The following is a 25,998-nucleotide window of genomic DNA, read 5'->3' on the forward strand; positions in this document are numbered from 1 at the left end:
ATATGGAGCTCACCGCGACCACCAACCTCGACGCATCCGACAGCATGGACGCTGCACTCGTCGACGGTGAAGGTCCAGTGATTAACCTTGAGGCTGACGGTACCGACGAAGCTACCGTTGGTGAGAACGCAACGCTCGACGTGACCCTCAGCAACAGCGGCAACGCCTCTGGTGAGGTTGACCTCGGTGTCGTCATTGGTGGCGAAAACATCGAGAACACCACCGTTTCGCTTGACGCTGGTGAAGAGTGGAGCAACAGCTACGACTACACGTCTGACGAAGCAGGCGATGTCGACTGGAGCGTTGTTGCCGGTGACCAGGAACAGACTGGTACCACCACCTTCTCCGAGGAAGGATCCGACGACGGTGACGACTCCGGTAGCACCGACGACGGTGACTCCGGCTCCGACTCCGGTAGCGACTCCGGTTCGGACGACGGTGACTCCGGCTCCGACGATAGTGGTGGCGAAGANGACTCCGGCTCCGACTCCGGTAGCGACTCCGGTTCGGACGACGGTGACTCCGGCTCCGACGATAGTGGTGGCGAAGACGATGGCTCCGATGATGGAACGCCCGGCTTCGGTGTCGCTGTCGCACTCGCCGCACTCCTCGGCGCTGCCATGCTGGCTCTGCGCAAGCAGAACTAAGCGGTAGTTAACTACCGGACTCCGTCCGGCCCTTGCCGCACTTCGATTTTTCTTTCGACCGCTACACGAACCAGCGACAGCTGTCGCGCTCGCAAATGAAACCAAAAAGAGAATAGAAACGCGAATTTAGTTAATACTCAGTATTACCGGTATTGCATCCTCCATGCGACGCTGATTCCGAATGGCGATTACGGCCAGCACAGATCTCCACACCCGGTGAATTTGTGGCTTGGAAAACAGAACATTGAAACGATCGTGTTTAATTGCCTCTACCATGGCCCTGACAGACTTTCTCTCGCAGTACCAACATGCTGTGGACAAGCACGGGGCACTCTCGGGAAGTAAATTGGCGGCGGAAAAAGCGGTAGAACGCTCGCTAGTCCAACTCGGAAAGAAGATAAACTACGGTGAACGCCCCGTTGAGAAGGAGTGGGACGCGTTAATCATTCTTGATGCATGCCGAGCCGATCTCTTTGCGGAATTTGCCCCACAGCATCCGGTTTATGAAGCGTTCGAAACGACAACATCGATTTATTCCTGTGCAAGTACGAGTTCAGAATGGTTTAGAAAGGCCTTCGGTAGTGCCAGCGATACGGAACTGAGCAAGATTCATTATCTCTCTGCAAACTTATTTTCTAATTGTGTTGATCCGAACCGCTTCCATGAGATGACCGAACTCTGGCGGTTTGTTGCGGAAGACAAGAAACACTGCGACCCAGCGGAAGTGACCGCTGAGGCCCTTCGAGCGAACCACGAAAGCGATGCAGAACGGTTAGTCATCCACTATATTCCTCCGCATGCCCCGTTCTTACATTGCACAGGGAAATACGACCTAGAGAGCCCCGTTTGGGGAGGTGACTCGCACCAAGTTTGGTTGGGTCTCCAATCCGGTGAATTTGATAGAGCGGAAGTCTGGAACGACTATGGACAGAATCTCTTAACCGTCCTTGATGAAGTAGACACACTCCTCACGCATCTATCCGGGACGATCGCGATCACCGCTGATCACGCGAATGGACTCGGCGAACTTGGAGTCTATGGGCACCCCGGCTATTCTCCGGTCCCCGCTGTCAAACGAGTTCCGTGGGCGACCGCAGTGGGACAAGGACAGCCATATTCTGTGAGTGACTTCGATGCACTGATGGACCGAAGTGAGGTTTCTAACACCGAGGAACAGCTCGAAGCGCTTGGTTATCTGTGAACCGTTTAGAAGGGACACTGTAGATCGTCTCTATCGAGTTCAATTAGAGTCACTCCGTGCCTCGGTTGAATAGACGAACTTCGCCCATGGAGTCGTCAAGAAGACTGATCATGACTTTCTGAGTGATGCTTTTCTTGATCTCACTCAACAGCTGAGGGTAACGTATAAAGCTGAGTGAATTAGTTAAATACTGCTGTCCATATACTGCTTACCCCGGCGTCTCCGACGTTAAATATATTTGCGAATGACATACACAATACTGATGTCGGGATTGATGTAATTATATATATATATATATATATTACATTTTACACCTAAACCAGTCGCCAGTAATCTTGACAGAGGTCTCATCAATAGTGACCCGAGACGGCTACGCCGTCCTCAGCATGCGTTGCGTTCTGATGTGCCGCACGAGAGCGTGAGTTGTCAGTGTCACTTCTGAACATCCAGCATGGGAATCTTGGCGCAGTGACTCGCGTCCTTGGCTGTCCAGTGGATACCGATAATTCAAACCATCTCCGATGCCCGAACCCGTCGGAGGATCAGTGTCCGGTACGAACCGTGGAGGGCGGCGACACCGTCTTCTTCGAACGCATCGTGAGCTTCGAAATAGGTCCGTCTGCGAACCCCATCCAGGACAGCGTCGATAAAAGCATCACAGAATCCATCGGAATTCACGAATTCATCCCACACATCGGATGGCGGTCTGTTCTGGAGAGACAGTCGCATCCGTCGCGACGGGAGCAGAATCGGTGAACTTGAGACCTTCCCTGCTGCCTGAACCGCCCCCAGTCGCGAGGAGCGTCATACTCTACACCCGGCCGGTTCACGGATTTCTCAAGAGGTTTATACTGGCCAGGATTGAAAGCCGACAGACGCCGCTATCCAAGGTAAACGGTGAAGAAGGGGGTAAAGAACCTCTTACAAGCCGGTGGAGGGATTTGAACCCTCGACCTAATCCTTACGAAGGATTCGCTCTGCCAGTCTGAGCTACACCGGCGCGTGCATGTTCATCCCTTGCCTCGTGTCACGACGCAAGGTCTGTTTATTCGTAGGAACGAAAGCAGCCATAAGGATTGCGAATCGTTGCGGTCGTGCGAATCAGTTACGTGGCGCGGTCGGTCGGTCGAGTCGCACATCCAGACAGACGTTGAGTTCGTGTGGCGCATAGGACCGCACGACATGCCGCGTCTCGACGGTGACGTCGTATGCTGGCTCGGCAGCCCTCCGAATAACACGTTCTCCGGGTCCAAACGGGTCGTCCTCGTGCTGGATATCGTAGTAGTGAACCACGCACTCATCACCGGCGATCGTGACTGCGGCATCGATGAACTCGTCGGCGCTGTGCGGGAGGTTCATCACGATACGGTCGGCCCAGTCTTCGTAGTCGCTTGCAGCGGCTTCGACATCATCACAGATTGCCGTCACTCGATTTGCAACGCCGTTTCGGCGCGCGTTCTCACGCAAGTACTCGATTGCGTCGGGATTGATGTCGACGCCGACACACTCCGCCCCGCGTTTCGCGAACGGGATGACAAACGGGCCGACGCCGGCGAACATGTCGAACGTCCGTTCGCCTGCTGTGACCTGTTCGGCGACGCGGTGGCGTTCTGTCGCAAGCCGCGGCGAAAAGTAGACCTCGGCGAGGTCCAGGAGGAACTCCGACCCGTATTCGCGGTGGACGACTTCGGTATCCTCGCCGGCGAGGAGGTCCCAATCGCGAACGCGAGTTTCGCCTTTGACCTTCGAGGCCTTGTTCAGCACCGTTTCCACGGGGAGGTCGGACTGAAAAAGTGCGTCGGAGATTTCCCGTGCACGGTCACGGTCGTCCTCGTCGAGGAGGACTGCCTCACCGAGTCGTTCGTAGGTAGGATCGAATCCCAGCAACTCGGCGGGCGTCGTCTGGGTGTCGCGTTCGTCGACTGAACGTGTGACGAGTTCGAACTCGTCGGAGACGGCGGCAGGATCAGTGACGGGAACGTATAGAGAGCCGTCATCGACGGTGATCTCGTAATCGTCGGCGATCAGGTCCGCATCCGCGAGTTCACGGCGCGTGGTTTCGCCGTTTTCGAGCGGGACGCGGACGCACGGCACTTCCATAGGTGTAGTCGCCGACGGGTCGCCGTAACGCTGACGTTTCCGGTCCACGAGAGTCGCGTATGGGCGTTCGAATGCGGTTGACGACTGTCGATACGGTCTACGAAGAGCGGTCGTGGTTGTTTACGGTTCGTGACCAACGCGGCGAGAAAGAGGAGGTAATTCTCGTGCCTTGTACTGATGCTGTAGCTGGTAGCCACGATGATGGTGGGAGTGATGGCGATGGAAGTGCGGCTGCTGGAAGAGGGGATGTTGGGAGTGCCGGCGAGACGACGAGTTCCGAGGGCGGGGGCGGTACTGCTGCTGACGCCGACATTGGCACTGCCGTCGAAGCCTGGGTCAATCAGTGCACCCACGAGTTCCAGCGACTCGATCGGGGGATGGGGGCGGCGATGCGGGACGGGCAGATCATCTGTCCGAAACACGGCTCGATGTTCGATGCGTGCTCGGGGTACTGTGATAACGGGGAGGCCGCCGACACGACGTTGCCCTCGGTCGATGTGGCCGTCGACGACGGGGAGGTGTACCTGACTGACGATGAGATGACGTTCCTCCATCAGGGTGGGATCGACGAGGGTGACGACGGCGACGGCGGGCCTTCGTCCACTTCACACCTTTCGCTGTAAGCTCACACGAACCGCCGGCAACGCGACGCGAGAGGCGCGTCGAATCCGGCATCTGAAGTACCGTGGCGGACCAGTAGCTGGTATGCTCACCTTCATCGGACTCGGACTCTACGACGAGCGGTCGATCACCGTCGAGGGACGGGACGCCTTACGGGATGCAGACCGCGTCTACGCCGAGTTCTACACGAGCAAGTTACTCGGGACGACCGTCCCGTCACTCGAAGCGGCCCACGACATCGACATCGAGGTCCGCGACCGCGCCGGCGTCGAACAACACCCCGAAGACATCCTCGGGACGGCTGAGAGCGAGGACGTAGCCTTTCTGACGGCCGGCGATACGATGATCTCGACGACGCACGTCGACCTTCGTCTGCGGGCTCACGACCGCGGGATCGAAACGCGCGTCATCCACGGCGTAACGGCACAGACGGCCACGAGTTCACTGACGGGACTCCAGAACTACCGGTTCGGACCGGCGACGACGCTGCCGTTTCCCTACGCCCACGGAGCCGACGGCTTGCCGGCGAGCGTGACGGAGACGATCGACGAGAATCGCGCGGACGGGCTTCATACGGTCGTCTATCTCGATATCAAGGTCGGACACAGTCCAACCAGCAATCAGAACCCACAGGATTCTGACGACAAAGCAGATCGGGATGACGAGGAGTTCATGACCGCCGACGTCGGCGCTGACCTGCTCGCAGCGGCGTATCCCGAACTCGTCGGCGTCGTCGTCGCCCGCGCGGGGAGTCCGGACCCGCTCGTCGAGGCCGGGACGATGTCCGAGTTGGCCGACCGCGAGTTCGGTGAGCCCTTGCACCTGCTCGTGATCCCCGGCGAGTGCCATTTACTCGAAGCCGATGCGCTCGTCGAACTTGCAGGTGCTGAGCGGAACGCTCTCGACGTTGTGTAACCTCCCGAGGGAAGCCGTTCGGACCCGAGCGGGTGTGTACATCGTGTCTTGTGTCTCCGAGCGAGGGTGATCGAATGACTATTCAATCAGCCACCGCAAGAACGAGTCGAAATGGGCTCTGATGTAACGGCGCTGCTCGACGAGCTGACGCTTGCAGAGAAAATCCGGCTCGTCCACGGCACGGCTGACCCGGATGGGACAGCGACCGGCTACGTTCCGGGGAACGATCGGCTCGGGATACGGCCGATAACATTGGTCGATGGTCCGCTCGGGGTGCGCGCGATGGGTGAGCGCGCGACCGCGTTTCCGGCCTCGATCGCACTCGCCGCCTCGTGGGATCCCGAACTCGCCCGCGAGTTCGGAACGGCGGTCGGACGCGAGACCGCAGCGCACGACCAGGACGTGTTGCTCGGACCGGGTGTCAACATTATCCGGACGCCGGTCGGCGGGCGGAATTTCGAGTACTACAGCGAAGACCCCCATCTCAGCGCCCGGACGGGCGTCGGAACCATCGAGGGGATCCAGTCGACGGGCGTTGCGGCTACGGTCAAACACTACGTAGCGAACAACCAGGAGACGAATCGCTACGAGGTCAGCGCCGACGTCAGCGAGCGCGCATTGCGAGAGCTCTACCTGCCCGCGTTCCGCGCGGCGGTCGAGGAAGCCGACGTCGATGCAGTGATGACGGCGTACAACCGCGTCAACGGGGTTCACATGAGCGACCACGAGTTCCTGCTCTCCGACGTGCTGAAAGACGAGTGGGACTTCGACGGGTTGGTCGTCTCGGACTGGTGGGGCACTCGAAGCACGGTCGATGCAGCGCAGGCCGGACTCGACCTCGAGATGCCGGGCGTCGAACTGACGGAGTATCTGCCGGAGTTGGATGCGGACAGCTTCGACGCCGATCCCAGCCCTCCAGACGGGACCAGTAGCGACTTCCCGCCGATTCCCGACGTTTCAGCCTACTTCGGGGAGCCGCTTCGTGAGGCGATCGAGTCGGGTGAGATCGACGAATCGATCCTCGACGAGAAGGTCGCCCGATTGCTCTCGATGCTGGAATCGACCGGCCGCCAGAATGTCGCCGAGTGCGAGACCGGTTCCCCCTCCGATGACAGCACAGGTGAACTCGATACGTCGGAACACCGCCAGCTAGCCCGGGAGATCGCGATCGAGGGAACCGTACTGCTGACGAACGACGACGTGCTCCCCCTCTCGGAATCCGACTCGGTCGCCGTGATCGGACCGAACGCCGACGCTGCCAAACTCGGCGGCGGGGGCTCCTCGGAGGTCTCGCCGTTCACGGAAACCGGTCCGCTCGCGGGGATCGAGTCGCGGGCCGCCGACGCATCGTTCGAACGCGGCGTCAACCCGATCGCAGAGTCGTCGTTCTTTGCCGATTCCGAGTCGGCGGACGCGAGTGAAGCGGGGACGAGCATCGACGACGCGGTGTCGGCCGCCGCGTCCGCCGACCGTGCGGTCGTCGTCGCACAGGACGACGCGACGGAGTTTACGGACCGTGACTCGATCGAACTCCCCGGCCGGCAGAACGACCTGATCGACGCCGTCGCCGAGGCCGCCGAGCGGACGGTCGTCGTCCTCCGGACCAGCGGGCCCGTCGAACTCCCGTGGCTCGACGCCGTCGACGCCGTCCTCGAGACGTGGTATCCGGGTCAGGCGGACGGCGAGGCCCTCGCAGCGGTCCTTTTCGGAGACGCCGATCCCGGCGGCCGTCTCCCCGTGACGTTCGGCCGTTCGGCCGCGGACTATCCGACGGCCGACGAGACGGCATTCCCGGGAACGGACGACGTTGCCCAGTACGAGGAGGGCGTCTTCGTCGGCTACCGGTACTTCGACGACCGCGACATCGAGCCGCTGTTCCCGTTCGGCCACGGCCAGTCGTACGCGACGTTCGAATACGATGACGTGACCGTCAGCGAAACCGATGACGGATGCGACGTGACCGTCGACCTCCGAAACAGCGCCACTCGAACCGGAACGGAGGTTATCCAGGTATACGTCGGCAAATCGGCCGCGCCGGTTCCGACGCCCGAGCGCGAACTGGCCGGATTCGAGTCAGTTGAACTCGGGGCTGGCGACTCGGCGACTGTAACCATCTCGCTCGCTCGCGAGGACTTCGCGTACTACGACGAGGATAGCGGATGGACCGTCCCTGACGGATCGAACACCGTCCACGTCGGCCGCTCATCGCGGGATATTCGCGCAACGGCCGACGTAGACGTTCAGTAGGTCCGCTCTTCAAAATCACAAATCGAAACGCGACGCGACGGCCGCAATGCGATCCCGACCTACAACCGATCGATAATCGCGTTCGTCACGTCCGCAGTCGAGGCGTCGCCGCCCAGATCGGGCGTCCGCGGCCCCTCCGCGAGCGTCGACTCGACTGCCGCGTGGACTGCGTCGGCTTCCTCGCCGTAGTCGAGGTATTCGAGGAGCATCGCCGCCGAGATGATCGTCGCGGCCGGATTCGCAACTCCCCGGCCCGCGATGTCGGGCGCGGTGCCGTGGACGGGTTCGAACAGCGCGCGCTGTTCGCCGATGTTCGCGCTCGGGAGGAGTCCGAGACCGCCGACGAGGCCGGCGGCGAGATCCGAGAGCACGTCGCCCGCGAGGTTCGGACAGGCGACGACGTCGAACTGCGTCGGATCGAGACAGACCCGCGTCGCGAAGGCGTCCATCAATACCTCGTCGGTTGCAACGCCGCGTTCCTCGGCGACCGAGGCAACCGTATCACGGAAGAGGCCGTCCGTCTCGCGCATGACGTTCGCCTTGTGCGCGATGGTAAAGCCGTCGGCGTCGACGTACTCGCAGGCGAACTCCGCGAGTTGCCGCGAAGCCGACTGCGTCGTCACGCGGGTCAGCGTCGCCACGTCCTTGGTCAGTCGATCCTCGTGGCCCGCGTAGACGCCCTCCGTGTTCTCCCGGAGGAAGACCAGATCGGTTTCGGGACGAACCGCATCGACTCCCGGATAGGCCTTCGCGGGACGAACGTTGACGAACGAGTCGACCGCCTCGCGCAGCGGAAGGATCACGTCCGCCGCCGTCTCGCCGGCCGCGCCGAACAACGTCGCATCCGCCGACGCCGCGAGTTCATACGTTTCCTCGGGTAGTGCCTCGCCCGTCTCCGTCTCGACCGCGTCGCCGGCTTCGGCTTCCGTAAAGGTGAACTCGGGGTCGAGCGCCTCCAACACGTCGACTGCGGCGGGAACGACTTCCTGTCCGATTCCGTCGCCGGGGATGACGGCGATCTCGTGAGTCATGTCGACATCTCTCTGGGGCGACGAAAAGAGGGTATCGATAGCGTCAACGCCTCTGCGTTCGCGACATCAACACGCGTACGTAATCCGCTCCTGTCGCTCCGGCTCCCCCGCCGGTCCGTCCGGGCCGACGGGCTGTCCGACGTGTGCGATCGTCACCGCATCGACGCGCCGATCGAAGTGCGCGCAGCTGAACTCGGCCGCGGGTTCGTAGTACGTGTCGTCGGCGTATCGAACGTCCGTGCCGTATCGCATCCAGAGCGTCGAGGGGTAGGCCGTCGTACCGTCGGGCGGTCGATCCAGGCGAACGCCGTCGTGCCCTCGGGGGAATACACCGATAGTCTCGCCCGACTCGAGCGTCGCTTCGACGGTGTACCAGCTGTACGAATCCGGTGGGTTCGGCGCAAAGAACGACCAACTCCCGATCTCCCCGTCGTCCTCACCGTCTTGATCGAGCGAGTCGACAAGGGGGATTCCCACGCCGAGAGCGGCAACCTGCCAGAGCACTGATGACACGAGAAAACAGGCGACGAGGACAGTACCGCCTGCGCGGACACAACGACGGACGGTGACACCCTCGGACGGCGAGGAGCGACGATGGGAGGCGCTTGAGTCGCCGTCGGGTCCGCCGCCATCGCCGATCGGCAGGCCAGCCCCCGCCCGCTGCCCGAGTTCAGTTGCCGCGAGGAACCGCTCGAGTCGATCCCAACAGGACGAGGGCAGGAACAAGAGCAGGCCGGCGATCATGACGAACGGGAAGACGCCGAGTCGCATCGTCGCAGCCATGCCGAGGTGTGCCGTGACGAAGCCGGCGACCAGCGCGATTCGTGCTCGACCGGTAAGAACGAGTAGCAGGACCGACCCGGAGAGGAGCGCGGTCCAGCCCCAATTGACGGCGGTGAGGAGCGCGGCGGACGCCGACAACGCGGAGCCGAGCGGCGTCAGGTACTGTTCGAGGTGGAAGATTTGTCGCACCGCAACGCCGCTCGTCCAGGGGTCGCTCTGAAACTTACGGACCGCGTTCGTCCCGTAGATGCAGCCGAAGTGGACGAGGATCGTGGCGGTCGCGAACGAGACGGTGCGCGTGTCGGTAGAACCACTTCTCTCGGGCCGACGCGACCCCCGGCGAGCGTCGAGCGACCAGCGCGTCCCGAGCGGGAGAACGAGTCCGAGAACGAGAAACGTCAGGAGGATCGTATCGCCGCCGTTCACCAGGAGGGGGTTCCGCGCGAGCAGCGACGCGAAGAGGACGAGCGATCCAGTTACCGCGAGTCTGGTCCGGTAGCCGACGAGCAGCAGCGACGCGAACACGCCGGCAACGGCGAACAGGAGGCCCTGAAACCACGGGGCACCCGACAGAGCGTGCAGCGACCACGCCTCAAAAGCGGGATACGTCTCTGCGAGCGTCGACTGCGGAAATACCCCGGAATCGCTGTAGAACGTAACAAGTCCCGGCAGCCGCAACGTGAGCAGGTCAGCGAGCAACACCATCCCGAGCGCGATCCGAAAGACGGCGAGCGCTCGCACGTCGATCCCCAGTCGCGGCTCGATGAACTCGGAAAGCGGATCGCCGTCGGCGGTCCGCCTTCTGGAACGGGGACCTGCGTCAGATCGAGAGGGCATGGAGACCGATTAGTGAGCGGCCCTGACTTCTAATCGATCCTATAAGTGTCTTGTCTTCAGCGAGACGCTCCGAACGCGAGTTCCGAACTCGGCCGCACGCGAGGCTGCCTCGAGTGCAAGAGCGCAACCGGAACGGGAAAGATCGTCAGTCGACCGGACAGGTGGACGGCGAGCGAGAAGCGGGTGGTCGGCCGTCAGTCGGCGCTGGAACCGGCCGCGTCGCCGACGTAGGGAAGGTCCCGTGCGGTTTCGTCCGCGGCACCGGCGTTCGATTTCATCAGCGCCGTCGTGTCCCAGACGCCGTCGACGAGGGCCTTGCGCTGGGCGTCGTCGACGGTCACGTCGATCGTCCGCTCGCCGTAGGTGACCGTCTCGTCCTCGATGTCGATGTCGAGTTCTCCATCGGGGTTCTCGTCGACCCAGTCCTGTAGATCTCGGATCGTCTCGCTGTCGGCGGTGACGGTCGGAATCCCGAGCGCCAGGCAGTTGCCCGCGAAGATTTCGGCGAAGCTCTCGCCGATGATCGCATCGATGCCCCAGCGCATCAGCGCCTGGGGGGCGTGCTCGCGCGAGGAGCCACACCCGAAGTTCGAGTTCACGACCATCACGGACGAGTCCTGGAATCGGTCCTCGTTGAACGGGTGGTCTTTGAGGTCGTCAGCCTCGGTAAATCGCTTGTCGAAGAACGCGAACTCGCCGAGGCCGTCGAAGGTGACGACCTTCATGAATCGGGCGGGGATGATCTGGTCGGTGTCGATGTCGTTTCCGCGGATCGGGAGGCCCGACCCCGACACGTAGTCGACTTCGGGAATCTCGATTTCGTCTCCGCCGTCGGTTCGAACCTCCCGACCCTCGGCGTCGCTCGCGGACGTTCGCCCGCTCGCCCGTTCCGAGGACTCGCTTCGCTCGTCCTCGCGGCTCATGCGGTGGTCACCTCCGTCTCCGGCAGTTCGCGAACGTCCGTCACTTCACCTTCGATCGCCGCGGCGGCGACCATCCGCGGATTCATCAGGACCGTGCGGCCGTCTTTACTGCCTTGGCGGCCGACGAAGTTCCGGTTCGAGGAGGAGGCACAGGCCTCGTCGCCCTCGAGTTGGTCTTCGTTCATACCGAGACACATCGAACAGCCGGCGTTTCGCCACTCGAAGCCGGCTTCTTCGAAGGTGTCCTTGAGACCGTCCTCCTCGGCGGTCTCCTGGACGCGCTGGCTGCCGGGGACGACCATCGCGCGCACGTCGTCTGCGACCTCGCGGCCCTCGACGATCCGTGCCGCGCGGCGGAGGTCGGGCAGGCGGGCGTTCGTACAGGAGCCGAGGAAGGCCACGTCGATCTCGTAGCCGGCCATCGTCTCGCCGGGCTCGACGCGCATGTGTTCCTGCGCGCGCCGGGCCGTGTCTTGCTTATCCGCGGGGAGCGCCTCGGGTTCCGGGATCGGATCGGTAACGCCGATTCCCTGGCCCGGCGTCGTCCCCCAGGTGACGACCGGTTCGAGTTCGTCGGCGTCGATACGGACGATATCGTCGTACTCGGCGTCGTCGTCGCTCGCGACCGACTCCCAGTAGGGTTTGAGCGCCTCGAACTCGTCGGGATTCTCCCGGAAGTAGTCCGTCTCTTCGAGCCACTCGTAGGTGGTCTCGTCGGGGTTGACGTAGCCCGCGCGAGCGCCGCCCTCGATGGACATGTTACAGATGGACATCCGTCCTTCCATGCCGAGACTCTCGATGGCCTCGCCGGCGTACTCGTAGACGTAGCCGACGCCGCCCTCGGTGCCGAGGCGGCTGATGATCTCCAGGATCACGTCCTTGGCCTCGACGCCGTCGCCGAGTTCGCCGTCGACCTGGATCTTGCGGACCTTCTGTTTCTCCATGGCGACGGTGCCCGTCGCGAGCACGTCGCGGATCTGGGAGGTCCCGATACCGAACGCCAGCGCGCCGAATGCACCGTGGGTGGAGGTGTGGGAGTCACCACAAACGATGGTCTTGCCGGGCTGGGTGAGTCCCTGCTCCGGTCCGATGACGTGGACGATGCCCTGGTCGCCCGTCGTCGGATCGGAGAACTCGATGCCGGCTTCGCGGACGTTCTCCTCGAGTTCGCTCATCATCTCCTCGGCCGCGTCCTCCTCGTAGGGGCGGGACTGGTCGGCCGTGGGGACGATGTGGTCGACGGTCGCGTGGGTGAGGTCGGGGTAGGCGACCTCGAGGTCGCGCTCGCGGAGCATGCCGAAGGCCTGCGGGCTGGTGACCTCGTGGATGAGGTGGAGGCCGACGAACAGTTGGTCCTGCCCGGTCGGCAGCGTCGTTACCTTGTGGCGGTCCCAGACCTTGTCGTACAGCGTGCGGTCGCTCATGTATCGTCTACGACCTCGTCATCGTCTGCCGCGTCCGTATCCGCATCTGCTTGACCGCGTTCGAAGACTCGGTTCGCGTCGTCGCTGTCGTTCGGCGGCGTGTGGGAGATATCTCTCATCGTCTCCGTGGAATCGCCCGCGGAGCCGCGTCGGCTGCGCGATTCCGGATCGGTCGCGGCTGGTCGCCCGCCGTCGGCCGCGACGATCGGGCCGCGGTTGAACAGGCGGCCGGCCGTCTCCCCGGTGTAGGGATTCGTGTGGCTGACCTCGCCCATCGCTTTGGTGTCCGCTCGATTCCGTTTCCGGTTCGGGTTAGCAGTCGTCTCGGATTCTGTCGTGGTCATCGGTTTGCAAATACGTTCGTGTCTCAGTCGTCCGCTGGCGCTTCCGCCGCTTCGGCGGACTCGTTCTCGCTCGACTCTTCGGCCCAGGCGAACAGGTCGCGCAGCCGTTCGCCGACCTCCTCGATCTCGTGGTTCTTCTCGGCCTGGCGAAGCTGCGTGTAGCTCGGGCGCCCGGACTGGTTCTCGAGAATCCACTCGCGGGTGAACTCGCCGTTCTGGATCTCTTCCAGCGTCTCTTCCATGTTTTCACGAACGGTCTCGTCGACGATCCGGTCACCGCGGGAGAGGCCGCCGTACTCGGCGGTGTCGGAGACCGAGTCCCACATCTCGGCGTGGCCGCCTTCGTACATCAGATCGACGATCAGCTTGAGTTCGTTCAGGCACTCGAAGTAGGCTATTTCGGGCGAGTAGCCCGCGTCGACGAGCGTCTCGTAGCCGTGTTTGACCAGCGAGGTGACGCCGCCACAGAGGACGGCCTGTTCGCCGAAGAGGTCGGATTCGACTTCCTCCCGGAAGGTCGTCTCGATGACGCCGGCGCGGGTACAGCCGATTCCCTTCGCGTACGCGAGCGCTCGCTCTGGGGCGTCGCCGCTTTCGTTCTGGTAGATCGCGAGCAGGCCGGGGGTCCCTTCATCGTTCTCGTAGTTCCGGCGGACGAGGTGGCCCGGGCTCTTCGGGGCGACCATCGTCACGTCGACGCCTTCCGGCGGCTGGATCTGGTTGTAGTGGATGTTCAGCCCGTGGGCGAACTGGAGCGTATCGCCGGCCTCCAGGTTCGGCTCGATGGCGTTCTCGTAGACTGCGGGCTGAACGGTGTCCGGTACGAGCACGGAGACGTAGGACGCCTGCGAGACGGCGTCGGCCGGCGTCGTGACCGTGAGCCCGTCCGCCTCCGCGGCCGAGCGCGAAGACGAGTTCTCTCGGAGGCCGACGACGACATCGACGCCGCTTTCGTGGAGGTTCAGGGCGTGGGCGTGGCCCTGGCTGCCGTAGCCGAGCACGGCCACGGTGTCGTCGTCGAGCGTCGATACGTCTGCGTCGTCGTCGTAGTAGATGTCGGTGGTGAATTCGTCAGTCATCGTCTGCTGGTGCGTATTGGTTCTGCGGTTGGCTCGCCTCGGTGGCGGTCGATTCGGTCGTGCTCGCGGGTGCGGCGGTGCTCTGGGTGCCGCGGGCGAGCGCCGTGGTGCCGGTCCGATCGATCTCCCGGATGCCGAACTGCTCGAAGGTCTCGATTGCAGCGTCGATCTTCTGGCGCGAGCCGGTGATCTCGATCGTCGCCGTTTCGGGGCAGGAGTCGACGGTCTTCCCGTCGTACATGTCCGCGACGGCCGACACCTGGGCCGGCTCGTCGGCGTCGATCTTCACGAGCGCGAGTTCGCGTCGCATCGCGTCGGATTCGAGTTCGCGAACGGAGATGACCGGCACGAGTTTGCGCAGTTGTTTCTTGATCTGGTCGATGCCGGGGTCTGGCTCCTCGACGACCAGCGTGATCCGCGCGCGCTCTTCGTCGGTCGTCGGCCCGACGGTCAGGCTCTCGATGTTGAACTGCCGTCTCGAGAACAGTCCCGAGACGTCCGAGAGCACGCCGGGTTCGTGTTCGACCAGGGTCGAGATGACGGTGCGACGAGGCTCGTGCGTGGCCTCGACCGCGGGGTCGATCCGGATACCCTGCTCGTTGCGCCGACCCGTCGGGGTCGGACGTTCGTCGGGGGCCGGACCGTCCAGCCCGCGGCGGCGTTCCTCGTCGCTCATAGCTGGTCCTCCGCCAGCGCGAACTGGCCGTTATCGCCGCCGCTCGGCACCATCGGGTAGACGTTCGCCTGCGGATCGATGTGTACGTCGATCACGGAGGGCCCGTCTTCGGACAGCGCCGCGGCGATCGTGTCCGCGACCTCGTCGTAGTCGTCGATCCGGAAGCCCGTCGCGCCGAAGGCCTCGGCGATCGTGTCGAACTCGGGCGTCCAGCCGTACTCCGAGGCCGAGTGGCGGCCCTCGAAGAAGGCGTCCTGCCACTGGCGGACCATGCCGATGTACTCGTTGTTGAGCACGGCGACGGTGATGTCCAAGTTCTCGCGGACGGCCACGGACAGCCCCTGTAGGGTCATCAGGAACGAGCCGTCGCCGTCGATGCAGACGACCTCCTGATCGTCGTCGGCCGCCAGGCGCGCGCCGATGGCGGCGGGCAACCCGTAGCCCATCGCGCCGAGGCCGTGACTCGAGACCCACGTCCGGGGCTCGGTGAACGTCCAGTACTGGCAGGCCCACATCTGGTGTTGGCCGACGCCAGTCGTGACGACCGCGCGATCGCTCGTAGCCTCGTCCAAGGCTTCGACGACGAACTCGGGGCGAACCGGCTCGTCTTCGGGGATCTTCGACGAAGTCGAAGGTTCGTCAGTGCTCTGCTCTGACGGAACGTCGTAGGCCATCGAGTAATCGGACTTCCACTGCTGGCACTGGGCGCGCCACTTCGTCGCCTGCGGCGAGCGCTCGACGGCGTGGGACAGCTGGGAGACGACGGTGTCGGCGTCGCCGACCAGCGGGTAGTCCGCGTGGATGTTCTTCGAGATCTCCGCGGGGTCGATGTCGACGTGGACGATCTCCGCGTCCGGTGCGAACGTCTCGATACCGCCCGTGAGGCGATCGTCGAAGCGCGTCCCGACGGCGACCATCGTGTCGCAGTGGGTGATCGCCATGTTAGCGTAGCCGGTGCCGTGCATGCCCGCCATCTCCATCGCGAGTTCGTGATCCTCGGGGAACGCCCCGATGGCGGGCATCGTCGTGATGACCGGAATCTCGTGTTCGATCGCGAACTCGCGGCAGGTCTCGCTTGCCTCGCCCTTGATGACGCCGCCGCCGAGCAGCATGACGGGTCGGTTTGCGTCCTTGATTTGCTCGGCCGCAGCCGCGACGATCTCCGGATCGGCCTCCTCGGTGAACTCGTAGGTATCGGGCGTTGCCGGAGTGTCTGGCTCGGCATCCGTGTCGGCCGTCGTCACGTCCTTCGGCAGGTCGACCAGCGTCGGCCCGGGCCGTCCCTCGCGGGCGAGTGCGAAGGCCTCGCTGACGTCGGTGCCGACGCCGTCCGGATCGGCGGCGAACGTGTTGTCCTTCGTGACCGGCGTCGTGACGCCCGTCGTGTCCGTCTCCTGGAAGGCGTCGTTGCCGACGAGTTCGGTCGGCACCTGGCCGGTCAGCGCGAGTAGCGGATCGGAGTCCATGTCGGCGTCGGCGATGCCGGTGACGAGGTTCGTCGCGCCCGGCCCCGAGGTCGCCAGACAGACGCCCGGCTCGCCCGAGACGATGCCGTAGGCGTCGGCCGCGTGGGCCGCGCCCTGCTCGTGGGCCATCGTTACGTGGTGGATCTCCGAGTCGTAGAGGGCGTCGTAGATGGGCATGATCGCTCCGCCCTGCACGCCGAAGGCGTACTCGACGCCGGCGTTCTCCAACGCGCGGACGACGGATTCGGCGCCCGTCGTTACGGGTTCCGCTCGCGTCTCCGCCGATGGCGCGCCGAACTCGTCGGTTTCAGCGTCGTGCTGTGGCTGTTGTGCGTCCTGGTTTTGATTTTGGTCTTGGTCGTCGTGCTGTTCCTCCGGTGGTGTAACCGATGTTGCGCGTTCGCTCATCGATTGCCTCCCGCCGTTGTGGGGCGATTCGACCGAGTGAATCGCTGTGACCGATACCGTGGTGTCGGTGGTGTCATCTGTAGCGTAGCTTGTCGCTCTGAAAACGATGCGGCGAAACGGGGTCGACGGTGATGAAGTACTGAGTGAGGGGCTAGCAGGCCCCTACAATACGAATCGAGGCGAACGCGCTGCTGTCTCCCGACCGACGGGTCGACAGCGCAGCGCGGAACGTCATTGCTGATAACGTACGCTGCCCGAGGGACATAACTGTTGGGAGTGGGGTAATCGTTGCACTCTCTCACGGACGAGCGCGACAGCAGGTGCTCACGGCTGCTGGCAACCGAGGAGGGCATTATTCAGATGCGCACCTCCTCGTGCTCCCGGTCCTGATCCTGCTGGTCGGTCCGGTCCGAGTCCCGCTGACGGTCGACATCGGCGTCCTCGGCGAACCGCTCCAGATCGCTGACCGTGACCTGGCGCTTTTCCGCGCCGTAGTCCTTGACGCGGCGGGTGACCGCCCGTACCTGCTCCGTCGTTGGGTCGTAGCCACATTCCTGCAGTCGCTCGCTGACCGAATGGGTTCCCGTGTGCTTGCCCATGACCAGTCGGCGCTCGGCACCGACCATCTCGGGGGTCATCACGCCCGGTTCGAACGTATCGGAGTTCTCGATCACGCCGGCGGCGTGGATGCCGCTCTCGTGGGAGAAGGCGTTATCGCCGACGACCGGCTTGTTACCGGGCGTCGCCATGCCGCTTTTCTCCTCGACGACCCGCGAGAGTTCGGCGATGCGCGTCGTGTCGATACCGGTCTCGGACTGGTAGAGCGACTCGACGCTCATGACGAACTCTTCGTAGGCGGCGTTGCCGGCTCGCTCGCCGATCGAGTTCACCGAGACCTGGGCCTGGTCGGCCCCCGCTTCGATGCCGGCCAGCGCGTTCGCGGTGGCCAGTCCGAAGTCGTCGTGGGTGTGGACGTCGATCCGGGCGTCGGTGTGGTCGCAGATCTTCGCGATCATATCCCGGAAGCGACCCGGCGTGGCGACGCCGCAGGTGTCGGGGACGTTGATCCAGTCGACGCCGGCTTCGGTGACCGCCTCGACCACGTCGATGAGGAACGTCTCGTCGGTTCGCGTCGCGTCCATCGGCGAGAACATACAGGTGGCACCCGCGTCCGTAATGCGTTCGACCGACTCGACTGCGCGCTGTACAACCTCGTCTCGCGTCGCGTGCATCGAATCCTCGATCTGGACGTCGCTGGTACTCACGAAGGTGTGTACCATCTCGACGCCGGAATCGAGCGCCGCATCGATGTCGTCGTCGACGACGCGGGCTAACCCGCAGGTGGTCGTCGACGTCGAGGAAGCAATATCACGAACGGCCTCGAACTCCGCGTCGGAGTTGACCGGGAATCCCGCCTCGATGACGTGGGTCCCCATGTCGTCCAGAATCGCGGCGATCTGCCGTTTGTCGTCGTACGAGAACGATGTTCCGGGCGATTGTTCACCATCCCGGAGGGTGGTATCGAAGACACGTGCTGACTCGATTTCGTCAGTAGAATCTAACGTGCCCTGGAAGAACTCGACCCCCCTGACTGGTGTCAGAGGATGGGCTGTCTTGGTGAGACATTGTATCCGAATCCGAGGGTGGATGTCGTATATAAATCTGGTGCCGAGATGACGTATTTCTGACGTTCTGATCGATCATGATAAATCCGGGAAGCAGAAAAACGCAAGCAACCAACGCCACTAATCGATATAATGTTCTTAATATCATACTCCGGAGAACCGGTCTGTTTTGCCAACCCGAGACACGGAGCTGCGAATGCGGGCCCGATCGTCAGCTTCGACGGCTGGCGCGCGCCGCTCGGTGGACATTCGGTCACTAGCCGCGGCAAGTAGTCGTGTCGCATCAGTATGTGGCGTTCCCACGGCCATCTGGATAACATACGTCCAGTAAGAGTGACTCCGACTGTCGAGTTCAACTATCGTCGGCTCGGCGACGGCGGTCAGTTCGTGCTCAGCCGGCCGGACGCGGACGGTGGGGAGACGAAACTCGTCGACGGACCTGGCAGACGCGTCTCGTATGCAGGTATCACTACTTTACTCTCCGTCGGCGAACGATCATCCGTATGACGACCGACGAGATAACCGAGCTGTTGACCGAGGCCTACGTCGACGAATTAGAGACCGTGATGAACTACCTGACCAACGCCATCGTTCTCGACGGCGTCCACGCCGAAGAGGTCAAAGAGAGTCTCGAAGCCGACGTCCAAGAAGAACTCGAACACGCCCGAATGCTCGGGAATCGGCTGAAACAACTCGAGCAGTCACCGCCCGGCTCGGCGGCCTTCGAGGCGAGCCAGTCCGGCCTGCAGCCGCCCGAAGACACGACTGACGTCCAGTCCGTTATCGAAGGCGTACTCGAGGCCGAGGACGACGCGATCGAAACCTACCAGTCACTTCACGAGGCTGCCACCGAGGCGAACGACCCAGTAACAGAAGATGTCGCCGTGACGATTCTGTCCGACGAGGAGGCCCATCGGACGGAGTTCCGCGGGTTTCAAAAGGAGTTCCCGAGCGACTGAGCGAGATCCAAACACTCTCTAGCAGAGGAACGTTTTTCTCATCGCGCTCCCAGGAAGCCCACATGAGCGACTTCGACCTCGACCTCCGGGCGGTCGAGGAACACATCGACGAGGAACTCGACATCGAAGGGAGCATCGTACTCGGCGTCCTCGACGGAGAGACGCCGCCGGACGAGTGGCTAGAAGGGATTTCGAAGGGAAACGTCCTCGTTCTCTGCGTCGAGGGCGACGTCAATGACCTCGCGTCCGGGTTCGCCCGCGACGTCAGAGAATCCGGCGGCAACCTGGTCCACTTTCGCGGATTCTTGCTCGTCACACCGCCCGGCGTCGACGTGAGTACGGACAGATTGTAGCCGCCCGCGGCGACATCTCATAACGATTAGGGTACTGGAGCGAGACGACTGCGTATGGGACGTTACGGTTCACTCGATTACGCCCGTCTGACCAAAACCGGCTTCCTGCTCGGCCTCGGTGTCTTCGCACTCGGTGCCGGCGGTGAACTCGCCGGAAACGCCTTCTACGGTGGCCTACCCGGGTGGGAACACACCCTCTTTTTCTACGCCGAGGTACTCGGCCTCTTGATCGGATTCTTCTCCCCCTGGGTCTTCGGCATCCTGCTTCCGCTTACCGAGTAGCGTCGCGGTTGCGAACTACGGCGACACGAACGTCACGACGTGACCGTCCGGATCGCGAACGACGACTTCGTCGTCCGCCTTCCGGTCGACCTGCCGCACCCGATCGGCGACGGCCTCGAGTTCGGCCAGCGGTGTTTCCGTTTCGAATCCGAGGTCGACGTGGACGCCACCTCTCGCGTTCGCGATGCCGAGATGGGGTTCCCACAACTCGAGTGCCACCGGACCGTCCAGGCGAACGCGGGCTCTGTTCTCGCCGGTGTCGACCGCCTCGAAGCCAAGCGCAGTGTAGAACGACCGAGCGCGTTCGATGGATTCGACTTCGAGGACGACTTCGAAGATGCCGTCGATCCCCGGGCCGGCAACGTCCTGTTGGCCGAGTTCGACGCAGTTTCCGTCGGGGTCGTAGAGGTAGAGCGACGTGGCAGGGCCGAACTGGGCTTCCTCGAGTTCGTAGCCGGCGTCCGTCAGTCTGGTCCACCAGTCGTCGTACTCCGCGGCCGGAATCGAGAACGCATAATGGGTGTGCAGTCCGCCGCGCGGAACGCCTTCGGGCCGACGGAGAATGAGGGACGCGTCGCCGGCGGTAACGGCGAGTTCCGATTCGCGTTCTGCGTTCGATTCCGCGTCCGGTTTCGGGTGCGAGTCCGATGCCGCCGCGCCCATCTCGCGATCCGCCCGCACCGGCAACTCGAGCAGGTCGACGTAGAACTCGCGTGCTGCGTCGAGATCCTTGACCTCGAGGGCGAGCCAGGAGAGTCCGGTGAGCATCTGTCTCTACGCCTGTTTATGCGAGAGCGGCACATAGATGCGTTGCCGGCACGCATGCTGTGCGACAGCACGGATGGCCCCATATCGGCACCAGCCACTGTCACGTTTATGGGAGGACCCCACGTAGCAACTCGCATGTCCTTTCGCGTCGACGAGCGCGCAACCGAGTTCGTTGAAATCGACCGCTTCGACGGCGGCGTCGGCTGGATCGCCCACCCAGACGAGCGGATGCAACGCGCGAGTCACGCCCTCGTCGTCGACGGCGACCGCACGCCCTCGGGTGACGATGTCTGGGTGTTCGATCCGGTCGACGTCGACGGTGTCGATCGACTGCTCGCCGAACTCGGCGAGGTTGCCGGCGTCGTCATCTGCCTCGATCGCCACGCGCGCGACGCCGCCGAACTCGCGGATCGACACAACGTGCCGGTCTATCTCCCGGAGTTCTTCGACGGCGTCACGGACGAACTTGACGCACCCGTCGCTCGCTTTTCCGACGATCTTTCCGATACCCGACTCGAAGCGCACACCGTCGTCGACAACCGATTCTGGCAAGAAGTTGCGATCTACAATCCTGACAACGGTACCCTGTTGGTCCCCGAAGCCGTCGGGACGAGCAGCTACTTCCTCGCAGGCGACGAACGCCTCGGTGTCCACCCTGTATTGCGATTTTCCCCGCCCACTGACGCCCTCAGCGGGTTCGCACCGGAACGCGTCCTCGTCGGCCACGGCTCCGGGGTAACCACCGGCGCAGCAGTCGCCCTCGAAAATGCGCTCCTGAACTCGCGGCGAGGAACGCCGCGGCTGTACGCCGGAATGGCTCGGCAGTTCCTTCCGCTGTAGCCACGCTCGGTTCGGCTACCACCGGTCGACTGCGGCTGCCCCGTTTCGCTCGCTCGGTTCGTCTCCGAGTTCACCGGCAACCGGCAGGTTCGGCCTCGCGCCCGTGCCAGGGATACATCTAACTATCCGCTCGTCGTATCTCGACCGTGGTCTACATCACGCGTGCACTCGTCGACGTGTTACTCGACCTCGCCAGCGACGCCGATCCCGACCGCGTGGCCACCGGTGTCTCGGTTACTCCCGCAAGCGAACTCGCCGGTGACGATGCGGACACACTCCCGCCCGACACGCCGGTCTTTACGGACTTTTACCTTCCAGATCCGGGCAACGCCATCAACGCCGTCTTCGGCGTCGATCTGTCCACGCCCGCCGGCCAGGCCCAGGGGCAATTCGTTTCCCATCCGCTTCGTGAACTCGAAGTAACGAGGCGGGACGATCTCGCACAGGTCGTCTTCGTCGCCGTGCCGCCGTGGACGGATGCCGAAGACTCCTTCGGCGTGTTCGACCGAAGCGGCACGCGCCAGCCCCTCGAGATCCTCGATGCCAGTCCGCCGGAACAGACGTTGACTGATTGAGACGCACTACTGACGGAAGATTCGTCTCCGGGTGTGGCCGGGATATGTCACGAGACGGCACGGAACGCGACTCAAAGTAAAATCGGTCGCCGGCGTCAGTGGTAGTCGCCAGTCGGTGACGGCCAGTTGCCATCGTCGATAATTCGGTCGATGATACCCTGTCGATTCGGCGAAGATCCACTGTCGTTCTCATCATCACCGCCGTCCGTCGGCGTTGGGAAGTTCGGAACGTGTGGCATCTATCTACCCTCCACCTCGAACTAGCGACTCGATGCGGAAAGTCTCACTGGTGGTTGCGGCCCTGCAAAGGTCGGTAGACCTACTGGCCGCACGGAGTGTTCGTTCTCGCTATTCCCAACCCGCTATTCACTACTCGTGACTCTTGCTCATCGCTCGCTACTCGAGATACCCCAACCCCCGAAGCTGTTCGGTGATCTCCTCGAACTCGGCTTCCGTCAGCTTCCCCTGTCTCTGGTGTTGAATAACGATACTGCGCAACAGGAATCGAACCAGGTCGCTCGTGCTCTGGAAGCTCGTCCCCTCGATCGTCTCGTCGACGCGGTCGGCGAGATCCTTCGGGATCGAAACTGTGGTATACTCGGTCACAGTCAATACTCCGTCGCGGAACCCAAATGCGTGTCGCCACGGGAAATATGAACTGCATACCAGCGGCCAGGGCGGATTCGAAGTCCGTAGCGGTTTTTATATTTCGCTAGTCTACTGAGACGTATGGGAGTCCGGCCACCATCGAACGGAGACGACGACGAACCGGAAAGCATCGAGTTCGGGATCGCCGCCGTCGACGCCACGCTCAGATCCGCCGATCTCACCTTTCCGGCCACGAAAGACGATGTCGAAGCCGAACTCGGTCACGAACGAATTCCCTACGATGCCCACGGGAACGACGTGAGCCTGGGCGAGATGCTCGCCGAGGTCCAGACGCGAACGTTCGACACGCGACAGGAGTTGCTGAACGAACTCCATCAGCCGTTCGAGGCGTACCGGCGGGAGCACTCGGGCGGTGTCTTCCAGCAAGTACGGTCGATGTTACCGTTTTGAGCGAGCGAGAGCGAGGTGCAAGCGACTGTGTTACCGATCCGGACGCGACAAGACGCGTCTCTGAGCACCCCGTGGACACTTCTCCCTCTCTCGCCGACGTTGCGGCAGAAAACAACCACCGAGCGGACGACCGCCTTACTCCCCACGGCGGTCCGTTTCGGAAGTGACGGTGGGGTCAGTGGCGTCGGTCGGATCGGCCGAAGTTTCCGGTTTGGGTTCGGACTCGGGCTCCGCTGCAGACCCGGTTTCGGTCGTGGTCTCCGAGTCGGTCACACCATCCGATTCGGTCTCGGTTCCGAACTCGTGGCTGTGTCCTGACCTGTGGGAAGACTCCACTCCCTGAACGTCTGCGTTTCGCGTGATTTGTTCGAGACGCCGGCGCTGCTCGCGATGAAGCGTCACGAGCATGTCCGAGAGGACGCCGAACATGAGCAACTGAACGCCGAGTAGGATTGCCGCTGCGGAGACGAGCGCGAGGATTTCGTGGCCGACTCCGTACTGGAACCACCGCCAGAGGACGTACGACGCGATCGCGCCGCCGGCAGCGATGCCGGCAGTTCCGAGGCTGCCGAAGTAAAACAGCGGGTTGTTAGTCTTGGCGAGCGAGTACAGCGCCAAGATGATCGTTCCGCCGTCCGCGATCGGGTGTAGGTTCGTCTCGGATTCGGCCGGCCGAGCACTGTAACTCACCGGGACGACCGCCGTATCGACACCGTGTTTCACGCACTCGACAGCGAGTTCAGTTTCGATGGTAAAGCCGTCCGAATCGAGCGAGAGGCGTTCGAACGAGTCGGCCGTAAACGCGCGATAGCCCGAGAGAATGTCGTCGTAGTCCGCGCCGTGGATGACGCGGAAGGAGCGGTTGATGAGCCGGTTGCCGACGCCGTTGAGCGCTCGCATCGCGTCGTCGTCCATGTCCGCAAACCGGTTGCCGATGACGTGGTCGTATCCCCGAGCGAGGGGTTCGAGCATGGTCTCGGCGTCCGCCGGGTCGTACGTCCCGTCTCCGTCGAGCATCAGGACGTACGGCGCGTCGATGTAGGGGACGGCCTCGCGGACGGCCTGCCCCTTTCCCTCGCCGGATTGAACGAGTACTCGTGCGCCGTGGTCGCGGGCAATCGCTTTCGTGTCGTCGGTCGAGCCGCCGTCGACGACGAGGACGTTTGGATACCCGCGGGTACGGAAGTCGTCGATTACGTCACCGATTGTCGCTCCTTCGTTGAGCGTCGGAACGAGGACGCAAACGTCGTGCGTTGAAATCTCTCGCGTTTCGGCATCGGTAGAGACTGTCGTGCTGGCGCGTTCGCCGTGGGTCTCTCCACCAATGGTCTTGGCCTTGGCTGCGCGCATGCGAGAGTCGTTATCCGTCATCCGCCATCGATACCCACTCGTTGGCGGGTATGCAAAAGGATACTGATACGCCCACCGTCGCGGAGCGGACATCCGGCGGGATGACCGTCACCGTCCCGAAATCACGGCTGCGATGCCCTACCAGGTCAGCCCCTCGTAGACCGCGAGTTCATCCGGATCGACCTCGATCCGCCGGCCGTCGACGACGATCTTCCGGGCCATCTCGTCGAACTCGAGATCGTCGAACGCGGGCCAGTCGGTGGCGACGACGGCTCCGTCGGCGTCCGCGAGCGCGTCCTGAGGCGAGTCGGCGAACTCGACGGCGGGATCGGTATCGAGTTCAGGATGGTGCGTACGGACGTTTTCGATCGCGACCGGATCGTACGCGACGACGGTTGCGCCGCGGTTTCGGAGCGTCTCGATCACGTCCAGTGCGCGGGACTTTCGGATGTCGTCGGTGCCGGGTTTGAACGAGAGACCGAGGACGGCGACGCGGGCGTCCGCGAGCGAGACGTGGTCTTCGAGGAGGGAGACGAGTCGCTGCGGTTGCTCGTCGTTGATCGAGACGACGGCGTCGAGCAGGTCCGGATCGTACCCCTGCTCGCGAGCGCCGGCGCGGAGCGCGGCGACGTCCTTCGGGAAGCACGAGCCGCCCCAGCCGAGTCCGGAGCGCATGAACCGTTCCGAGATGCGGTCGTCGAGACCGACGGCGGCCAGTACGTCGTACGCGTCCGCTCCGTACTCCTTCGCGATGTTTCCGAGTTCGTTGACCAGCGAGACTTTCGACGCGAGGAAGGCGTTGTTGGCGTACTTGATAAGTTCGGCCTCGCGCACGTCGGTTTCGACGAGATCGGTGTCCTCGCGTTCGAGGATCGGGGCGTAGAGTTCACGTAGTGCGGCGGCGGCGTCGTCGCTCGTCGCGCCGACGACGACCTTGTCCGGTTCGAGGAAGTCCCGAACGGCCGTTCCCATCCGTAAGAACTCCGGGTTCATCGCCAGGTCGATTCCGTCGCCGATTTCGGTACCGGATTCACGCTCGAGAACGGGTCCGACGACGCCTTCGGTGGTGCCGGGGAGGACGGTGCTCTTGACGACGACGAGGTGATCGTCCTCGTCGGCCTCGGCAGTTGGTTTCCCCGCAAGTGCTCGTCCGAGCGACTCCGCGCCGGCGCGCATCGGTGCGAGGTCGAGACTGCCGTCGTCGGCCTGCGGCGTCGGCAGGCAGAGGAAGGTCGCGTCGGTTTCGCGAACCTCGGCGTAGTCCGTCGTCGCGCGCAGGTTCGTTCCGGCGTGGTCCGCGATGCGCTCTGCGAGCCCCGACTCGTGGATCGGGGCTTCGCCGGCGTTGATGGTCTCGACGATGTTCTCGTCGATTTCGATATTGACGACCTCGTGACCGAGGTCCGCGAGGCAAGCGGCGACCGTCGTCCCGACGTACCCGCTGCCGACGATGGAGACGTGCATAGTCCTACGCTAGACGATGAC

General features: G+C 63.1%; 26 protein-coding genes and 1 tRNA gene. 11 read left to right on the forward strand and 16 right to left on the reverse strand.

The features are described from left to right. The first annotated feature begins 44 nt into the window (after window positions 1–44). Both C481_RS05755 and C481_RS05760 read left to right on the forward strand, forming a co-directional pair. The gene (locus C481_RS05755) at window positions 45–647 is read left to right on the forward strand and encodes a PGF-CTERM sorting domain-containing protein (RefSeq protein WP_449406450.1); all 603 of its coding nucleotides are present in this window, start codon (window positions 45–47) and stop codon (window positions 645–647) included. A gap of 274 nt (window positions 648–921) precedes the next feature. Further along, complete coding sequence (locus C481_RS05760; RefSeq protein ID WP_006108188.1) at window positions 922–1,848, forward strand: hypothetical protein; 927 nt, start codon at window positions 922–924, stop codon at window positions 1,846–1,848. A gap of 926 nt (window positions 1,849–2,774) precedes the next feature. Here C481_RS05760 and C481_RS05770 read toward each other — a convergent pair. Together C481_RS05770 and C481_RS05775 are read right to left on the reverse strand one after the other, a co-directional pair. Beyond that, window positions 2,775–2,848, reverse strand: a tRNA-Thr gene (locus C481_RS05770). 101 nt (window positions 2,849–2,949) lie between these two features. Beyond that, complete coding sequence (locus C481_RS05775) at window positions 2,950–3,948, reverse strand: class I SAM-dependent methyltransferase (RefSeq protein ID WP_006108190.1); 999 nt, start codon at window positions 3,946–3,948, stop codon at window positions 2,950–2,952. A 59-nt stretch (window positions 3,949–4,007) separates the two neighbouring features. Between C481_RS05775 and C481_RS05780 the strand changes: the two genes are divergently transcribed. The 3 genes from C481_RS05780 to C481_RS05790 all read left to right on the forward strand — a co-directional run bounded on the left by C481_RS05780 (window position 4,008) and on the right by C481_RS05790 (window position 7,731). Further along, the gene (locus C481_RS05780; RefSeq protein WP_006108191.1) at window positions 4,008–4,571 is read left to right on the forward strand and encodes a Rieske (2Fe-2S) protein; all 564 of its coding nucleotides are present in this window, start codon (window positions 4,008–4,010) and stop codon (window positions 4,569–4,571) included. An 82-nt stretch (window positions 4,572–4,653) separates the two neighbouring features. Then, window positions 4,654–5,484 carry a diphthine synthase gene (gene dph5 / locus C481_RS05785; RefSeq protein ID WP_006108192.1) on the forward strand — a complete coding sequence of 277 codons (831 nt, stop codon included), beginning with the start codon at window positions 4,654–4,656 and terminating at the stop codon, window positions 5,482–5,484. 111 nt (window positions 5,485–5,595) lie between these two features. After that, a complete protein-coding gene (locus C481_RS05790; RefSeq protein ID WP_006108193.1) occupies window positions 5,596–7,731 on the forward strand; it encodes a beta-glucosidase family protein in 2,136 nt (711 codons plus the stop codon). Between the two features lie 59 nt (window positions 7,732–7,790). On the opposite strand, the gene C481_RS05795 is transcribed toward C481_RS05790, so the two are convergent. The 9 genes from C481_RS05795 to C481_RS05835 all read right to left on the reverse strand — a co-directional run bounded on the left by C481_RS05795 (window position 7,791) and on the right by C481_RS05835 (window position 18,339). After that, entirely contained in the window at window positions 7,791–8,762 is a 972-nt protein-coding gene (locus C481_RS05795) for an isocitrate/isopropylmalate dehydrogenase family protein (protein WP_006108194.1), read from the reverse strand. A gap of 66 nt (window positions 8,763–8,828) precedes the next feature. Further along, entirely contained in the window at window positions 8,829–10,382 is a 1,554-nt protein-coding gene (locus C481_RS05800; protein WP_006108195.1) for an HTTM domain-containing protein, read from the reverse strand. Between the two features lie 194 nt (window positions 10,383–10,576). Then, on the reverse strand, window positions 10,577–11,305 hold the full coding sequence (leuD, locus tag C481_RS05805; RefSeq protein ID WP_006108196.1) for a 3-isopropylmalate dehydratase small subunit: 729 nt from the start codon (window positions 11,303–11,305) through the stop codon (window positions 10,577–10,579). After that, window positions 11,302–12,729 (reverse strand): 3-isopropylmalate dehydratase large subunit, encoded by a 1,428-nt coding sequence (leuC, locus tag C481_RS05810; RefSeq protein WP_006108197.1) that lies wholly within the window; start codon window positions 12,727–12,729, stop codon window positions 11,302–11,304. The genes leuD and leuC overlap by 4 nt, the downstream gene beginning before the upstream one ends. Then, on the reverse strand, window positions 12,726–13,073 hold the full coding sequence (locus C481_RS05815; RefSeq protein ID WP_006108198.1) for a hypothetical protein: 348 nt from the start codon (window positions 13,071–13,073) through the stop codon (window positions 12,726–12,728). The genes leuC and C481_RS05815 overlap by 4 nt, the downstream gene beginning before the upstream one ends. Window positions 13,074–13,096: 23 nt before the next feature. Further along, entirely contained in the window at window positions 13,097–14,152 is a 1,056-nt protein-coding gene (ilvC, locus tag C481_RS05820) for a ketol-acid reductoisomerase (RefSeq protein WP_006108199.1), read from the reverse strand. Continuing rightward, entirely contained in the window at window positions 14,145–14,828 is a 684-nt protein-coding gene (ilvN, locus tag C481_RS05825) for an acetolactate synthase small subunit (protein ID WP_006108200.1), read from the reverse strand. The genes ilvC and ilvN overlap by 8 nt, the downstream gene beginning before the upstream one ends. Next, window positions 14,825–16,702 (reverse strand): biosynthetic-type acetolactate synthase large subunit, encoded by a 1,878-nt coding sequence (gene ilvB / locus C481_RS05830; protein ID WP_006108201.1) that lies wholly within the window; start codon window positions 16,700–16,702, stop codon window positions 14,825–14,827. The genes ilvN and ilvB overlap by 4 nt, the downstream gene beginning before the upstream one ends. A gap of 356 nt (window positions 16,703–17,058) precedes the next feature. Next, a complete protein-coding gene (locus C481_RS05835) occupies window positions 17,059–18,339 on the reverse strand; it encodes a homocitrate synthase/isopropylmalate synthase family protein (RefSeq protein ID WP_193787835.1) in 1,281 nt (426 codons plus the stop codon). 491 nt (window positions 18,340–18,830) lie between these two features. On the opposite strand from C481_RS05835, the gene C481_RS05840 reads away from it, so the two are divergent. From C481_RS05840 to C481_RS05850, 3 genes are all read left to right on the forward strand, one after another. Next, complete coding sequence (locus tag C481_RS05840) at window positions 18,831–19,286, forward strand: ferritin-like domain-containing protein (RefSeq protein ID WP_006108203.1); 456 nt, start codon at window positions 18,831–18,833, stop codon at window positions 19,284–19,286. Between the two features lie 62 nt (window positions 19,287–19,348). After that, window positions 19,349–19,639, forward strand: coding sequence for a DUF5779 family protein (locus C481_RS05845; RefSeq protein ID WP_006108204.1), 291 nt, complete (start codon window positions 19,349–19,351; stop codon window positions 19,637–19,639). Window positions 19,640–19,693: 54 nt separating this feature from the next. After that, entirely contained in the window at window positions 19,694–19,921 is a 228-nt protein-coding gene (locus tag C481_RS05850; RefSeq protein WP_006108205.1) for a DUF7860 family protein, read from the forward strand. Between the two features lie 15 nt (window positions 19,922–19,936). Here C481_RS05850 and C481_RS05855 read toward each other — a convergent pair whose 3' ends face one another. Continuing rightward, window positions 19,937–20,689 (reverse strand): VOC family protein, encoded by a 753-nt coding sequence (locus C481_RS05855; protein WP_006108206.1) that lies wholly within the window; start codon window positions 20,687–20,689, stop codon window positions 19,937–19,939. 135 nt (window positions 20,690–20,824) lie between these two features. On the opposite strand from C481_RS05855, the gene C481_RS05860 reads away from it, so the two are divergent. Both C481_RS05860 and C481_RS05865 read left to right on the forward strand, forming a co-directional pair. Then, complete coding sequence (locus C481_RS05860) at window positions 20,825–21,529, forward strand: hypothetical protein (RefSeq protein ID WP_006108207.1); 705 nt, start codon at window positions 20,825–20,827, stop codon at window positions 21,527–21,529. 146 nt (window positions 21,530–21,675) lie between these two features. Continuing rightward, window positions 21,676–22,104 carry a hypothetical protein gene (locus C481_RS05865; protein ID WP_006108208.1) on the forward strand — a complete coding sequence of 143 codons (429 nt, stop codon included), beginning with the start codon at window positions 21,676–21,678 and terminating at the stop codon, window positions 22,102–22,104. Between the two features lie 95 nt (window positions 22,105–22,199). Here C481_RS05865 and C481_RS22120 read toward each other — a convergent pair whose 3' ends face one another. Together C481_RS22120 and C481_RS05870 are read right to left on the reverse strand one after the other, a co-directional pair. Then, window positions 22,200–22,343: a hypothetical protein gene (locus C481_RS22120; RefSeq protein WP_169331452.1), complete on the reverse strand. Its 144-nt coding sequence runs from the start codon at window positions 22,341–22,343 to the stop codon at window positions 22,200–22,202. Window positions 22,344–22,500: 157 nt separating this feature from the next. Continuing rightward, window positions 22,501–22,710, reverse strand: coding sequence for a ribbon-helix-helix domain-containing protein (locus tag C481_RS05870; RefSeq protein WP_006108209.1), 210 nt, complete (start codon window positions 22,708–22,710; stop codon window positions 22,501–22,503). A gap of 123 nt (window positions 22,711–22,833) precedes the next feature. Between C481_RS05870 and C481_RS05875 the strand changes: the two genes are divergently transcribed. Continuing rightward, window positions 22,834–23,163 (forward strand): DUF5789 family protein, encoded by a 330-nt coding sequence (locus tag C481_RS05875; RefSeq protein ID WP_006108210.1) that lies wholly within the window; start codon window positions 22,834–22,836, stop codon window positions 23,161–23,163. A gap of 135 nt (window positions 23,164–23,298) precedes the next feature. Here C481_RS05875 and aglJ read toward each other — a convergent pair whose 3' ends face one another. Together aglJ and aglM are read right to left on the reverse strand one after the other, a co-directional pair. Then, window positions 23,299–24,534 (reverse strand): S-layer glycoprotein N-glycosyltransferase AglJ, encoded by a 1,236-nt coding sequence (aglJ, locus tag C481_RS05880; RefSeq protein WP_006108211.1) that lies wholly within the window; start codon window positions 24,532–24,534, stop codon window positions 23,299–23,301. 117 nt (window positions 24,535–24,651) lie between these two features. Then, window positions 24,652–25,977, reverse strand: a complete 1,326-nt coding sequence (aglM, locus tag C481_RS05885) for a UDP-glucose 6-dehydrogenase AglM (RefSeq protein WP_006108212.1) — start codon at window positions 25,975–25,977, stop codon at window positions 24,652–24,654. Window positions 25,978–25,998: the final 21 nt, after the last annotated feature.

The organism is Natrialba asiatica DSM 12278 (assembly GCF_000337555.1).
Lineage (GTDB): Archaea > Halobacteriota > Halobacteria > Halobacteriales > Natrialbaceae > Natrialba > Natrialba asiatica.